Source organism: Koromonas humicola, from assembly GCF_059726255.1.
Genome location: NZ_AP040873.1, coordinates 167,282 through 181,881, shown reverse-complemented (window position 1 = coordinate 181,881; position 14,600 = coordinate 167,282). Strand labels below are relative to the sequence as shown.

12 protein-coding genes and 1 riboswitch are annotated in these 14,600 nt (G+C 57.2%); of the genes, 8 read left to right on the top strand and 4 right to left on the bottom strand.

Features of this window, described 5'->3' with window-relative positions:
- Positions 1 to 55 precede the first annotated feature (55 nt).
- On the bottom strand, positions 56 to 1,195 hold the full coding sequence (queA, locus tag AC6IZD_RS00785) for a tRNA preQ1(34) S-adenosylmethionine ribosyltransferase-isomerase QueA (RefSeq protein ID WP_497785771.1): 1,140 nt from the start codon (positions 1,193 to 1,195) through the stop codon (positions 56 to 58).
- 116 nt (positions 1,196 to 1,311) lie between these two features.
- Here queA and AC6IZD_RS00780 point away from each other — a divergent pair, with 116 nt between their 5' ends.
- Entirely contained in the window at positions 1,312 to 1,977 is a 666-nt protein-coding gene (locus AC6IZD_RS00780) for a class II aldolase/adducin family protein (protein ID WP_497785770.1), read from the top strand.
- Between the two features lie 187 nt (positions 1,978 to 2,164).
- Here AC6IZD_RS00780 and AC6IZD_RS00775 read toward each other — a convergent pair whose 3' ends face one another.
- The 3 genes from AC6IZD_RS00775 to AC6IZD_RS00765 form a co-directional block, all read right to left on the bottom strand.
- Positions 2,165 to 2,671: a nitroreductase family protein gene (locus AC6IZD_RS00775; protein ID WP_497785769.1), complete on the bottom strand. Its 507-nt coding sequence runs from the start codon at positions 2,669 to 2,671 to the stop codon at positions 2,165 to 2,167.
- A 158-nt stretch (positions 2,672 to 2,829) separates the two neighbouring features.
- Complete coding sequence (locus AC6IZD_RS00770; RefSeq protein ID WP_497785768.1) at positions 2,830 to 5,022, bottom strand: TonB-dependent receptor; 2,193 nt, start codon at positions 5,020 to 5,022, stop codon at positions 2,830 to 2,832.
- 25 nt (positions 5,023 to 5,047) lie between these two features.
- Positions 5,048 to 5,248: riboswitch (cobalamin riboswitch) on the bottom strand.
- Positions 5,249 to 5,402: 154 nt separating this feature from the next.
- Complete coding sequence (locus AC6IZD_RS00765) at positions 5,403 to 6,041, bottom strand: response regulator (RefSeq protein WP_497785767.1); 639 nt, start codon at positions 6,039 to 6,041, stop codon at positions 5,403 to 5,405.
- A gap of 216 nt (positions 6,042 to 6,257) precedes the next feature.
- On the opposite strand from AC6IZD_RS00765, the gene AC6IZD_RS00760 reads away from it, so the two are divergent.
- From AC6IZD_RS00760 to AC6IZD_RS00730, 7 genes are all read left to right on the top strand, one after another.
- Positions 6,258 to 6,836 (top strand): MXAN_5187 C-terminal domain-containing protein, encoded by a 579-nt coding sequence (locus AC6IZD_RS00760; RefSeq protein WP_497785766.1) that lies wholly within the window; start codon positions 6,258 to 6,260, stop codon positions 6,834 to 6,836.
- Positions 6,837 to 6,982: 146 nt separating this feature from the next.
- Positions 6,983 to 8,554: a bifunctional phosphoribosylaminoimidazolecarboxamide formyltransferase/IMP cyclohydrolase gene (purH, locus tag AC6IZD_RS00755; RefSeq protein WP_497785765.1), complete on the top strand. Its 1,572-nt coding sequence runs from the start codon at positions 6,983 to 6,985 to the stop codon at positions 8,552 to 8,554.
- Positions 8,555 to 8,641: 87 nt separating this feature from the next.
- Positions 8,642 to 10,066 carry a hypothetical protein gene (locus tag AC6IZD_RS00750; RefSeq protein WP_497785764.1) on the top strand — a complete coding sequence of 475 codons (1,425 nt, stop codon included), beginning with the start codon at positions 8,642 to 8,644 and terminating at the stop codon, positions 10,064 to 10,066.
- Between the two features lie 84 nt (positions 10,067 to 10,150).
- The gene (gene hemE / locus AC6IZD_RS00745) at positions 10,151 to 11,212 is read left to right on the top strand and encodes a uroporphyrinogen decarboxylase (protein WP_497785763.1); all 1,062 of its coding nucleotides are present in this window, start codon (positions 10,151 to 10,153) and stop codon (positions 11,210 to 11,212) included.
- A 1-nt stretch (position 11,213) separates the two neighbouring features.
- Positions 11,214 to 12,134 (top strand): ferrochelatase, encoded by a 921-nt coding sequence (gene hemH / locus AC6IZD_RS00740; RefSeq protein ID WP_497785762.1) that lies wholly within the window; start codon positions 11,214 to 11,216, stop codon positions 12,132 to 12,134.
- A gap of 59 nt (positions 12,135 to 12,193) precedes the next feature.
- The gene (gene hemG, locus AC6IZD_RS00735) at positions 12,194 to 13,618 is read left to right on the top strand and encodes a protoporphyrinogen oxidase (protein ID WP_497785761.1); all 1,425 of its coding nucleotides are present in this window, start codon (positions 12,194 to 12,196) and stop codon (positions 13,616 to 13,618) included.
- A 203-nt stretch (positions 13,619 to 13,821) separates the two neighbouring features.
- Positions 13,822 to 14,598 (top strand): response regulator transcription factor, encoded by a 777-nt coding sequence (locus AC6IZD_RS00730; RefSeq protein WP_497785760.1) that lies wholly within the window; start codon positions 13,822 to 13,824, stop codon positions 14,596 to 14,598.
- Positions 14,599 to 14,600: the final 2 nt, after the last annotated feature.

The following is a 14,600-nucleotide window of genomic DNA, read 5'->3' as shown; positions in this document are numbered from 1 at the left end:
TCAAATGCTAACAAATCAGAAGCAGGAGGGCATGGTCCGATGCTCCTCCTGCCCTTTACTCGATGAACATGCAATCCCCATAGCTGAAGAACCGATAGCGCTCTGCGACCGCGTGATTGTATGCCTTGAGAGTCGTTTCCCGCCCAGCAAAGGCTGACACCAGCATCAGCAGCGTGCTCTTCGGCAAATGGAAATTCGTCAGCATGGCATCCACCACACGAAAGCGATATCCCGGATAGATGAAAATATCGGCTTCGCCACTGTGAGCCGTGATCTGCTGTGGTTCACCCGGCGTGGGAGGATTCTGCCCGGCAGCGTACTCCAGCGTGCGCACGGTTGTGGTCCCAACAGCCACCACGCGCCGCCCTTCGCGCTTAGCTCGCGAGATGCGCTCAGCCGTCTCCTCCGAAATCTGATACCACTCGGTGTGAATCTTGTGTTCCTCGACCACTTCCGTGCGAATTGGCGCAAACGTACCCAGCCCCACATGGAGCGTAACGGTCGCGGTCTCAACGCCCTTGCTGCGGATCTCGGCCAGAATTTCCTCGGTAAAGTGCAGTCCCGCCGTGGGCGCGGCTACCGAACCGGGATCCCGGGCAAATACCGTCTGATACCGTGCGCGATCCTCCGCCGTATCCTCGCGGTCAATGTATGGCGGCAAAGGTATATGCCCCAATGCCTCAAGCCGGGAGAAGAAGTCCGGCACGGGCAGGAACCGGATCGTTCGCTCTCCAAACTCGCCGCGCTCGAGCACTTCGGCCTCAAGCTGGGTTTGGCCAGACGCATTGGGAAAGTACAGCCGCTCGCCCGGCATGATCTTCCTTCCAGGACGCACAAGTGCTTGCCACCGCTGGTCATCACCCGGAAGACGGCGCGTCAGGAGCACTTCAACGCGTCCCTTCAGGAAGTCGCGAGAGGCCGGATTAGCCGGACTCAAAAGCTGCGCGCGACTGCCGCTTCGGTGCCCAAACAGCCGTGCCGGAAGCACGCGGGTATCGTTGAAGACAACTAGGTCCGTCGGCCGTAGGAGTGACGGAAATTCGGTGAAAACCGTGTCGCGAAGGCAGAATTCGCCCGCGACTTCGCCATTTTGAGAGCGTTTCAGGTGCAACATCCGCGAAGCCGCACGCTGGGCTGGCGGATGCTGGGCAATCAGCTCCGGGGGTAGAGGAAAATCAAATTCGGAAACAAGCACATTTCGATTATAGGGCGCCCTCTGAATCAGCAGGTGATTACAGAAAAAGTGGCGGAGCGCTTGAGGCTACGGTAGTATGCGTGGAGCGGGAATTTTCGGATGGGAATGAACCGGCAATGAGTGATTACGAGTCCAGGCTTGCGATTCTGCGCTTCGGCAAGATGTTGCACGAGCGCGGTCTGATTGCCGCCACTGACGGCAATATCTCCGTGCGCCTGAATGAGGTATCGGTCCTGGTCACACCGACCTGCATTTGCAAAGGCATGATGACCGCCGAGGACCTGCTGGTCGTTGACATGCACGGCCGTAAAGTCTCCGGATTCCGCGACGTTACCAGCGAAATCGGCATGCACATGACCATCTACCGCATGCGCCCGGACGTCAACGCGATCGTGCACGCTCATCCACCGACAGCGACCGGCTTTGCCGCCTGCGGACTGGCGCTCGATCAGGCACTCATCAGCGAAGTTCTTCTCTCGCTTGGCTCCGTGCCGCTAGCGCATTACGCCACGCCGGGTACCTCCGAGCTCTCCGAATCGCTGGAGCCGTTTATCCCTGACCACGACGCGGTTCTGATGGCCAATCATGGTGTCGTCACCTATGGCGGCGATCTGATGCAGGCCTATATGAACATGGAAACCGTGGAGCACTTCGCCAAGATCGCGCTTGTGGTAAAGCAACTCGGCTGCGAGCGCCCCCTGGCAGCCGAACAGGTGACCAAGCTTCACGAAATTCGCCAGCGCCTGCAGCAGTACAAGTCCGAGCAAAGAACGCGGGCGTAGGGACAAGATTCAAACTTCCATAGGTTCAACGTTTCGAACATCCATCATTTGGATGGATGTCATCCTGAGCCGTAGGCAAAGGATCCCTGCCGCCGCTCCAATCTCAGCTCATCGCTCTAGGTCACCAATCATCAAACGATTCGGCTTTGACATTGAAACCTCGAAACTTTGAAACCTTTACCCCTCATCATTTCCTCTCGTGCACAAATTCTGTAATGCCACGGCGCGGGCTCTCCTGGGGCGTCTCATTCGCATGCCCTATCGGCAGCAGCGCCATCGGCACATGCCCGACTGGTATCTCGAGTACCTCTGCCACCTTTGCCGGAATGAATGCTCCGACCCAACAGCTCGCCAAACCCAAATCAGCCGCCGTAAAATGCGCTATCGTCGCAGCGATGCTTGCATCCTGCAGAGCCCAGTGTTCCTTGTTGTCGTATTCGCAACGCGCCGCATTCGTGCAGATGACGAGCGCCATCGGGGCCTGCGCAATCCAGTCGTGGTTAAACGTCGCTCCGGCCAACGCCTTCATGCGCTCGGAGCCACTCACGAGGTAAATCTCATAAGCCTGGAAATTCCCTGCCGTAGGTGCCATTCGAACAGCTTCCAGCAAACGTTTCACGATCTCCTGCGGCACCGGCTCAGGACGATATCGCCGAACCGATCGGCGCGCCCGCACTAAATTCAACCATTCCATCGAAATCTCTCCGTTCGAATCTATGAGTGCTGATTTGAGCATACTGCGCGAGACCCTAATGTGTGCGCTGGGGCGCGGCGGATTATCGCAATAAAAAAAGGAAAGCCGTTGGGGGAAAACGACTTTCCTGTGCGAAAGAGTGCGATTGGAAAACCGCTCTATTCTCCGCCAAAGTGGAAGCGCATGCCCGCCCGGAAGTTGGCGGTCAGCGCCGGGTAGCCCAACACTTCTTCGTAGTGCTTGTTGAGCAGGTTGTTCACGCTGGTATAGACGGTGGCATAGCGATTCAGCCTATACCATGCGCTCACATCAACCCGCGCGTAACCTGCTGCGTGCGTATATCCATATCCGTAGTAGTCCGAGTCAGGACGACGCCCGATGAACGATCCACCGAGTGTGGCTCCATACCGCGGACGCGAGTAAGACAGCAGCAATGACCCAGCATGCTTCGGCCGACGAACCAGCGGGGCTCCAGCCATCGTCAGCGGATCCATGCTGACCGGGGCCTTCAGAATTTGCGTCGATGTATATACATATGAACCCTGTACCTGAAGCGACTGACTAATCCGGCCGCTCAAGTCCAGTTCCGCGCCATGCGCCAGCGCCTTGTTCAGGTTGATGTACTTCGAGATGTAGGTGGCAGGGTCGGTCGTAAGCGCGATCTGGTTCCGGAATTGCGTATTGAAGTATGTTGCCGTTCCCGCGATACGCGAACCAAAACGCTGCTCAACTCCCGCTTCGAGGTTGCGAGCCTGTTCGGGCTTTAGGTTCGGGTTCTTGACGATGAAGTATCCGCCAATTCCAAACGATTCTTCGAAGCGCGGTTCTTTGATGCCCTCGCTGTAGCTTGCCTTCAGGCGCGTGCCTGAAAGCACGTTGTTTCCACGCGACACCAAGTAGGTAAAGGATGCGCGAGGCACGCCGCGATCGCCAAAGCTCTCGTTGTGTACATAACGTGCGCCCACAATTGCGCTGAAACGACCGTACTCGACGAACTGCTCACCAAACACTGCATGGTTGCGACGCAGACCGTGATTCAACGGCGGATACAGATTGTCGCCTACGAATCCGTTTTCGTCTTCAAACTCGTAGCCAAAGCTCGTGCGCGCCCGCCGTGACTCCCACACTTCGCCGTTATAGCGAATGCCGAAACGATTGATGCTTGCCTGGTCCTCATAGGGATAGTCGATCAATCCGTACGCCGGAGTAGTACGCCAGTTATCTGTCACGGTATCGGCGTCGCGACGTTGATGGTTGTAGTTGTAGATCGTGAGTAAGTGCTGCCACTTGTCAGGCGCAGAGACGTTGAAATCCAAGCCAGCGAGCAGATTGTTCTGATGCGCGTACGCGTCGGAGTCTGGCAACAGCAGTTGCTGTCCGAGGAATGTAGTTTCGCCCGGAACTCCGGCGCGCGATGTTGTATGTCTTACGTGCAGTCTCGCAAACGCGTTCTTGGCAAGCTGCATTCCGAGATTCGCTCCCTCGGTCGCATTGTCGTACTTGTCGTTTGCACCTTGACCAGCCGAGTGGAATTCATCGCCAAACAGGTTGTAGTCGTAACGGCCACGCGCACCCGAAAGCGATGCGTATCCATGTCCAGTCTGGAAATTACCTCCGTCGCCTTCGACGAGCAGCTCAGGAGTCTTTGTGTGTCCGACGGCCGATGTGATCTGGACCACGCTGCTCATCGCGTCGGAGCCGTACAGCACGCTCTCCGAACCGCGCAGCATTTCCAAGCGATCCATGCCAGCCATGGAAACCGTTCCGAAGTCGAAGTATCCTCCCGGATCGCTGACTGGAACGCCATCCACAAAAATCTTGTTGTAACGCGACTCACCGCCGCGAACGAACAATGATGTCTGTCCACCGCGATTACCCGAATCAGCAAGAATCACACCGGGCAGAAACCGAATCGCATCCGACGCCGCGACAGGCTGCATCGTGTTGAGCGTCGCTGGGTCAAGCGTGGAAACATTCAACCCGGTGAGCCCTGCCTCAACTGGCGAAGGTGTCGCGGAAACCAACACGGTCTCCGATCCCGAAGTGAGCTTAAGCTGCGCCGTGACGTCGCCCGACTTCGCCACAGTAGCACTCCAGCGAGCGAAGCCCGGAGCAAGCACATCAACACGAAGCGCATCGCCCGGAACGTTTGAGAATTTTGCTATGCCGCGAGCGTCAGTCGTACCAAGCGCTACGGGTTGACTCGATCCCTGCGCATAAACAGCCACATGCGCTCCGTTCACGACTGCGGACGACGGGTCCACGACACGCACCTGGACATCCAGGGCGAGAGCAGAAATTGAAATTAGAAGTACCAGAAAAGAGAAAACTACGAGGCGGAAAACTCGCATACATCCTCCCTCACACGCGAAAGGGGTTGCTGGTTGTGTTCGCGCCGGTCTCCTGGCTGTTCGGAGTGGTCTCATCGACCGTAGCGTGCCTCACGCCTTCCCATGCAAATTGCACAGTGGCTACAAGGGCGTTCTCCGACTTACAGTTGCGCGGCAGCGCGGGATTCTCACCCGCTTCCCATGCCATGAGGCGAGAGCCTCAGGCGCGCGAACGCTTACTTGGAAAAGAACACGACATCAAACCGTAGGAGCATACATCAATTCGAAGCCGATGCAATGACTTTAGGAGCTTTGTTCTTGAGTGTCAAACCTGACACAAAAGTCGCAGCGGCCGCAGAACGCGGCAAGATCACTCGGGGGAGAGTTGTAAGAAGCTGTATTTACGCGGCGCTTGAGGAACTCTCAGTCAACGCGATGACGGCCAATTCGAGCCTATCCTTAGCGCCCGTCTTGCTGAAGATACTTTGCAGATGTCGCTTCACCGTGTTTTCGCTAATGGTCAATTGAACGGCGATGTCCTTGTTTTTCATTCCGCGCGCCACCAGATAGGCGATCTGCTTTTCGCGTTCACTTAACCGCTGCAGATTTGTGGCACGCTCTTGTTGCGTTTCAGCCGACATGGCAAGCAACACACCCTGCGCCACGTCATCGCTGAAGGCCAACTCACCATCGGCAACGGATCGAATTGCGGAGAAGAGTTTCTCGGGAGTGTCGCCCTTCAGCACCAAACCCCGCGCACCTAATCGAACCACTTGCACGTAGTCAGATTGGCTCTCTGATCCCGTAAGCACCACGCTAGCAACCCTCTCGTTGGCACGATCAAGTTGCCGAAGAACCTCGAATCCATCCATTGCGGGCATGAACAAGTCGAGCACCAGCACGTCAGGGTGCTCTCTCTGAATCATGTCCAGCGCTTCTACGCCATTGCTGGCGGTGCCTACGACTTCGAAATCGAGTTGTGCCGCGAGCAATGCGCCCAGCGACTCGCGCAAAACGGCGTGATCATCCGCTACAGCCACACGGATTTTTTCTCCGCGGAACATGTCAGCTTAGATGCGAGTTAAGGCACCTTAGAGGCAGCTACAGCAAACAATTTATTTCTCCCGACAGACAGTGCCCTTTCGCGTCTGCCTCCCGTTCCCGTCCTCTGCCCTGATTTCGCCCTCGATATGCTATATTCCGAACAACTAGCGCAGGAGTTCTGCTCTCGAGAGCTACAACTATCGTGTGAGTCCGTGACCATTGATGAAGAGTTAGGGCTGCTAGAGGAATCTTTTCGGCGGCTGAAAATCGAATTCGACATCTACTTCGCAGGCGGCTCCAAAAAGCCTCCAATGGACACGGAATCACGTGTTCAGACCCTGATTCGGCGCAATGTCGAGAACGGCAGACTTAGCTTCGCCCAGCGGTTCCGCCTCAACTCAGTCGCGCAAAAGTATTCCGTCTTCAGCGATCTCTGGCGACGCAAAGCCAAGATTAAGGAAGAGGGCTACCGTCGTCCGGAAGACGTTCTGCTCGGCGTCGGCGGCTTCGGCCATATAGACACGGCTCCGAAGCCCGGTAATGACCTCGATCCCGAGAGCTACCTGCTATTCAGCGACGACGTCATTGAAGTGGTTGCACTTTACGAGGCGATCGTCCGAGCCCGCGAAGCCGCAGGACAGCCACTCGGAGCCTTCGACCCCTTCGCCAAGTTCGTCCAGAGCAAGTCCTCAGAGATCCGCAATCAGTTCAAGTGCAAAGCAGTCGAGTACACTGTAATGGTGAAGGACGGACAGGTTCGACTGAAAGCGCGTCCCCGCAAAGATATCTAGACCGGATTCCTGTAAGGACACCCAACAAACGCCGGGCAATCAGCCCTGCAGATGCGAGGATGCACTTACTTCATCCGCTCTGTAGCGCGCTCCAGTTCCCTCCCTCCCCCGGCATTCCGAAATCTCATCCTCTGGAGAGGAAGTACATGTCGAAGATCAAACGCGCCATTCTGAGTGTTACTGATAAAACCGGCCTGATCGAATTTGCACGCCGCATCGCCACACTCGGAGTGGAACTGGTATCCACCGGTGGCACCGCGCGCACCCTGCGGGAAGCAGGACTCAAGGTCCGCGACATCAGCGACCTCACCGGCTTTCCGGAAATGCTCGATGGCCGCGTGAAAACCCTGCACCCGAAGGTGCATGGCGGCATCCTGCACGTGCGCTCAAATCCTGCCCACGTCGCCGCCGTCAAGGAACACGGAATTGAGCCCATCGACATGCTGGTTGTGAACCTCTATGCCTTCGAGAAGACAGCAAGCAAGCCGGGCGTTCATTTCGAGGAGATTATCGAGAACATCGACATTGGCGGTCCCTCCATGGTCCGCTCGGCGGCGAAAAACTTCCAGGACGTCGCCATCGTGACCTCGGTCACCGACTACGAATCCATCGCCTCCGAAATGGAGCAGAGCTCCGGCGAGCTTTCGCTGAGAACGAAGTGGGGATTGGCGCAAAAGGCATTTGCCACCACCGCCGCCTACGATATGGCCATCGCCAACGCACTTGCCGAAATCAGCATTGATGACGCCTCGAAGTTCGATATCACCCAGTTGGGCCAGAGCGCCACATTCCCCGAGACGCTTCGTTTGCAGTTCCACAAGGCCTTCGACCTGCGCTACGGAGAGAACCCGCACCAGAAAGCCGCACTCTATTCGGATGGCAGCAGCAAAGGCATCGCGAACGGCAAGCAGCTTCAGGGAAAAGAGCTCAGCTACAACAACATCGTCGATTTGCAGGCTGCATGGGATCTTGCTCAGGAGTTCTCCGAGCCCGTTTGCGCCATCATCAAGCACACCAATCCTTGCGGCACCGCCACCGGATCGACATTGAAGGAAGCCTACGTTCGCGCCCTCGAGTGCGATCCAGTCTCGGCCTTCGGTGGAGTGATCGGCGTGAATCGTGAGGTTGACGCCGACACGGCTGCCGAGATGGCAAAGCTCTTCGTCGAAGCCATAGCCGCCCCAAGTTTCACTCCCGACGCTCTTGAAACCTTTGCGAAGAAGAAGAACCTTCGCCTCGTCAAGATTGCCGACCTCAAGCAGAAGTGGGTGCTAAAGAACGTATCCGGCGGCGTCCTCATGCAGGACAATGACGTTCACCCAATCACCGAAGCCGACCTGAAAGTCGTCAGCAAACGGCAGCCCACGGCCGAAGAAGCTCGCGCGATGCTCTTTGCCTGGAAGGTCTGCAAGCACGTTAAGTCCAATGCGATTCTCTATTCGCGCGATGGACAAAGCGTGGGCGTCGGTGCCGGACAGATGAGCCGGGTGGATTCGGCCCGCATCGGAGCCGAAAAAGCCGTTCTTCCCCTGACCGGAACCGTTGCGGCCAGCGACGCGTTCTTCCCCTTCCCCGATGGAGTCGAGGTGATCGCCAAAGCCGGAGCCACCGCGATCATCCAGCCCGGCGGTTCCGTTCGCGACCAGGAAGTGATTGAAGCCGCTGACCGTTTGGGACTGGCAATGGTGTTCACCGGAGTAAGACACTTCCGCCACTAAAGCATGGCGAGCATATTCACAACGCGAGAAAGCCTGTCGCCGAGCACCGCTTCCAAAAGCTCGCCCCAGGCTTCGCTCGCGTCCCGCATGCTCAACCATGCCCCGGTAGTCGCGATGTCACTCGCGTGTTGCGCGCTGGCCTCGCGGCCCATGGCGTCAGCCGATACCTGGTGGCACCTCGCGACAGGACGCTGGATAGCACAGCATCACGGCATCCCTCACACAGACCCGTTCTCCTACACTTTTTCCGGCCAACCATGGATTGCCCACGAGTACCTTTGCGATCTCGTGATGTATTTCATCCATCGACTTGGCGGTTTCACCGCACTCACAATCGTCAATACCGCATTACTGACTCTAGCGTTTGCATTGCTGTATTTGGCATCGAAAGGAAATCGCTGGACACGAGCAGCCGCCGTCATACTCGGGTGCTGGGCCGCTCGACCGGGATTCGCTATCCGGCCACTAACCTGCACTCTGCTGCTCGGAGCCGCATTCCTCCTGATCTCAAAGCGATTCCTGCGGACTGGTCGGGTTCGGTCACTGTTCTGGCTTCCCTTGCTGACATTGCTTTGGGTGCAACTCCATGCCGGATACATGTTCGGAATTGCCATTCTGCTGGTGATTGCCGGAACTGAAGCGCTCGATTCGTTCATCGGGCGCGAATCGGCCAGCCCTAAGCAAATTGGCGCATTATGTATCGCCGCGCTGGGGTGTGCCGCAATCGTGCCGCTGAACCCGAACGGCATTGCCATGTTGCGCTACCCATTCACCGTCATCAGGATGGCGAGCAATGAATTCATCACAGAATGGCAGTCTCCACCGCTGACGTTCCCTGCGTTCTACCCGTTCGTTGCGCTGGCCGTACTCACGCTGTTGGCAATCCTGTTCTCTCGCAAGCCAATGCGCCCCGGCCAGTTGCTGATGTTTGCTATCTTCTGGGCCGCTGCGCTCAAGTCGGGCCGCAATATTCCGCTCTTTGCTTTGATCGCCGTTCCGATACTCGCCGAACACATGCGTTCCGAATGGGCTGCGCGACTCATCACACGATCCATCAACATAAGAATGCGAGCTTCGCTTGCGGCGGGAATCGTGTTCGCATCAGCTCTGTTGTGCGTCTGCCAACTTTGGGCCGGAGTGCGCTATCAGCGTGAGGCCGAATGGCTTCGCTTCCCCAAGTCTGCACTCGACTACATGATCGAACACAACCTTCGCCCCAATTTGCTCAACGACTACGGGTACGGCGGATATCTGATATGGCGCGCTTACCCTCAATACAAGGTTTACATCGATGGTCGCGCCGACCTCTACGGTGACCGGTTTCTGCTCGACTACTATCACCTGTACCTTGGAGAGCAGAACCCTGACGAAGTTCTCCGTCGGCAGAAGATCCAAACGGTGCTGCTGGCGCCAAACTCGAAGCTTGCAGGACTGTTTCGAATCAAGACCGGAAATCATAGCTGGCGGATCGCTTACGAAGACAGGCTGGCTGTCATCTTTGTTTCGCAATAATGCCCGGCCCGAGTCCGCGCACAAAATCCAGAGTGACTCCTGTCACAAGCTGGAGTTTGCCCTCTCTGATAAACTCTAGTCTTTATGTCCGCACCCAATTCTATTTTCGTCCGTGCCTGCAAAGGCCTTCCGACTGAGTCTACCCCGGTCTGGTTCATGCGCCAGGCTGGCCGTTACATGGCCGAGTATCGCGAAGTCCGCAAGCACCACTCCCTCGTCGAAATCTGCAAGAAACCCGAATTGGCCGCTGAGGTGACGATCACGGCCGCTGAGGCTCTGAACGTCGACGCCGCTATCATTTTTGCCGACCTGCTGCTTCCACTCGAAGTGATGGGTCTGCCTTTCCATTTCTCTGCCGGAGAGGGTCCGGTCATAGAAAAGCCTGTCCGCTCGGCCGATGACATCAAGGTCCTCACGACCGATGGCGCTCCCGAGCTGCAGTATGTTTCCCAAGCCATTGCCGACTGCGTAAAGCACTGGGGCGACAAGCTGCCGATGATCGGTTTCTGCGGAGCTCCCTTCACCCTTGCAAGCTACATGGTCGAGGGCGGCGGCTCCCGTAACTACATCGAAGTGAAGAAGTTGATGTACCGCCAGCCCGAAGTTTGGGATGAACTGCTGCGCAAGCTCAACGTGGTGCTTGCTGCCTACATCGCCGACCAGGTAAAGGCCGGAGCGGACGTCATCCAGGTGTTTGATAGCTGGGTGGGCTGCCTGAGCGTTGAGGACTATCGCAAGTACGTTCTGCCGCGCACGAAGGAACTCATTTCGTCGCTAAAGAAAACTGGCGTGCCGATCATCTACTTCGGAACCGACAGCACCACGCTGCTTCCGTCGATGAACGAGACCGAAGCCGACGTGATCGGCCTCGACTGGCGCGTTCCGCTCGATGAAGGCTGGAAGCTGATGAACTTCCGCCCCGCCGTTCAGGGCAATCTCGATCCGGTGCTTCTCTTTGCCGAATGGGATGAACTGAAGCAGCGCGCGAAAAACATTCTGGATATCGCTGGCAACCGTCCGGGGCACATCTTCAATCTCGGACACGGAATCCTGCCGCAGACTCCAGTTGAGAACGTAAAGGACCTGGCAAAATTTGTTCGGGAGTATTCGGCGCAGCATCGTGGCGTCGTAGCCGGGACTCGATAATATGCAGAAGCCTGCCGTCCTGCTGCTTGCGCACGGAACTCCGGACACCATCGACGAGATTCCGGCCTATTTGGCCAACGTAACCAGCGGACGGCCGCTTCCGCCCTCCGTGGTTGAAGAAATCAAGCATCGCTACTCGCTGATTGGCCACTCGCCGCTGACGGAAATCACGATGCAGCAGGCGGCCCGCATCTCCGCCGAACTCGGTCTTCCCGCCTACGTCGGCATGCGAAATTGGAAGCCCTACATTCGCGACACCGTTGCGCAGATGGCAGCCCACGGAGTGACGCACGCTATCGCGATCTGCCTCGCACCACACAATTCGCGAACAAGTGTCGGCCTTTATCGCCGCGCGGTGATTGGCGAAACAGGCAAGGCTCCATTCAGCGTGGACTTCGTTCCCGAATGGCACGCTGAACCTCTACTGATCCGGGCATTCTCTGAAAAGCTGCGTGACGGCTGGTCGCGAGCATGTTGCGAAGCCAACGCACCCGTGCCAGTGCTGTTCACCGCACACAGTGTTCCCGTTCGCACCATCGAGGCCGGAGACAACTACGAGCGCCAGACTCGGGAAACTGCGGGACTGGTCGCGGCGACAATTCCCGAGATTGCGGGACATTGGCATTTTGCCTTCCAGAGCCAAGGAATGAGTGGCGGAGAGTGGCTAGGACCGACGGTCGAGAGTGTGATTGATGAACTGGCCGCCGCAGGGCACAAGCATTTGTTCGTTCAACCGATTGGGTTTGTTTGCGATCACGTCGAAGTGCTCTACGACGTGGACATCATGTTCAAGGCCTACGCTGTCGATAGAGGAATTGCGCTCTCGCGCGCCGAGTCTCTGAACGACTCTGTGCTGTTTGCCCGCGCCGTTGCGCAACTTGCGCGCACGCGTCTGGCTGCGGCAGCGGAATCAGGATCTTAAGCTATCAGCTCGCCTGCAACTGGTGAGCTGTCTGGTTTGTAGTACGGGAGTTCTTATACATGCGCATTGCGATTATTGGTGGCGGCATTTCGGGTTTGAGTGCCGCCTACTATCTTGAACAGGAGCGCGCTGCTGGCGCGCCCGTTGAATACTCTCTTTTTGAATCGAGCGACCGGCTCGGCGGAGTCATGTTTAGCGACAAGGTGGGCGACTGCGTTGTCGAAGGCGGACCCGACTCATTCCTCACCGAAAAGCCGTGGGCCAATCAACTTTGCGCCGAACTCGGCATCGCCAACGACCTCATTGGTTCCAATGACTCGCAGCGCGTCACGTACATTCTCGTCAAGGGCCGCTTGATTCCCATGCCGGATGGGCTGATGTTCATGGTGCCCACCAAGCTCATTCCAACCGCACTGACTCGGCTGTTTTCTTGGGGTACAAAGTTCAAGATGCTTGGCGAGTTGATGCATCCACCTCGCCCGGTCGGCAAAGATGAGACCGTCGCACAGATGGTCGAGCGCCACTTCGGAGCCGAGGTCGTTGATCGTCTTGCCGATCCGCTGCTTTCGGGTGTGTACGGCGGCGATGCTTCTTCGCTCAGCGTGCGTGCGGTGCTGCCGCGCTTCGTCGAGATGGAAGAGAACTACGGATCGCTTTGCCGAGCCATGCTGGCCGGTCGCAAGAAGATGGCCGCTATGCAGAAGGCAAAGGGTTATGCGCCGAAGCCGCTGTTCAGCTCGCTGAAGGGCGGCATGCAGCAGATGATCGATGCCATCGTTGCGCGCTTGAATCCACAGAGCCTGCGTACCGGAACCGCGGTCAGTCAGCTCACCCGCAAAGAGAGCGGATGGGAGCTGATTACGCCGCGCGGAGTCGAGCAGTTCGATGCCGTAGTCTTTGCCACTCCGGCGCGCATCGCCTCGAAAATGCTGACCAATATCGATGCTCAGCTTTCGGAAGACCTGGGCAAAGTTGAATACAGTTCGTCGGTCACGGTGACGCTTGGGTACGAACGCGAGCAACTGAAGGCGTGTCCTCCGGGATTCGGCTTCCTGATTCCGCGCAGCGAAGGAACTCGCATGCTGGCGACGACTTTCGTGCATACAAAGTTCCCGTTCCGCGCGCCGGACAACAAGGCTCTGGTGCGATGCTTCCTTGGCGGAGCGAAGGACGAGAGCGTTCTGAAGCTGAGCGATGAAGAGATCACGACGCAGGTGCGCAAGGAACTGAAGCAGATCACCGGGCTATCTGCCGATCCGTGGTTTGTGAAGGTGTATCGCTGGGATCGCTCGATGGCGCAGTACACGCCGGGGCACCTGGAGCGAATAGATCGCATTGGCGAGACCCTGAAGCAGATGCAGAACCTGTCGATTGCCGGAAACTTTTACAAGGGAATCGGCGTGCCGGACTGCATTCGCACGGGCAAGGAAGCGGCGCAGCACATGGCTTCCCTCGCACGTGAGGGGAACACAGTAAAAGCCTAACCATTCACTTTCTGAATAATGGCTCTTCGCGGCGGATGTGACACTTTGGTTAATGGTGTCCGCCGCCGCAGAAAAGCATTAGCTTAGCTGCCAACATTCCCGACTTCAGTAGTTCCTCCAAAGTTAAGTTGTTGATTGGATATCTTGCGAACAATCTCCCTGGCTCGCTTCCTCTTGCTCGCGTGCGATAACATCGATTCGCGATGGCAAGAATTCTGATCGTTGAAGATGAAATTCACCTGGCCCGGGGAGTGCTGTTCAATCTCGAAGCCGACGGGCACGAAGTAGTTGCCGTAGAGACCGGCGAGGCAGGACTTGAGTTGCTACTTGACCGTGGCGAGCAGTTCGACGCCCTCGTGCTCGACATCATGCTTCCGGGCGTGGACGGATTCGAAGTGGCTGCTCGTCTTCGGGAAGCGAAGAACTACGTCCCGATCCTGATGCTAACTGCACGCTCGCGTCCAGAGGATGTGTTGCGCGGGTTTGCTGCGGGCGCCGATGACTATTTACCAAAGCCATTCGAACTCGGCATTCTGCTGGCACGCATCCGTGGACTGCTGCGCAGGATGCAGTGGCAGCGCGAGCTTACGGCCCGTGAGATTGCAACCGTTCCCGTGATTCCGGACACTCAACGAGCTGCGGTGAACGCGACAGCAGATCGGCCCGCACCTGCGCATGATGTCTTCACCTTCGAAGGACGGACGCTGGATTTCAATACGCTGCAACTTACCGCGCCAAAGGGAAAGGTTCAGCTTACGTTGATGGAAGCGTCGCTACTGCGCTACTTCATCGATCATCGTAGCGAGAACGTGAGCCGAAAACAGATTCTGGAACAAGTCTGGGGGCTGCACGAGGATACGGATACGCGCGCGATCGACAATTTCATCGTGCGACTGCGGCGATACATCGAGGACTCGCCATCAACCCCGAAGTACCTGATCACGGTGCGCGGCGTGGGATACCGCTTCCTGCCGGAGTAGTG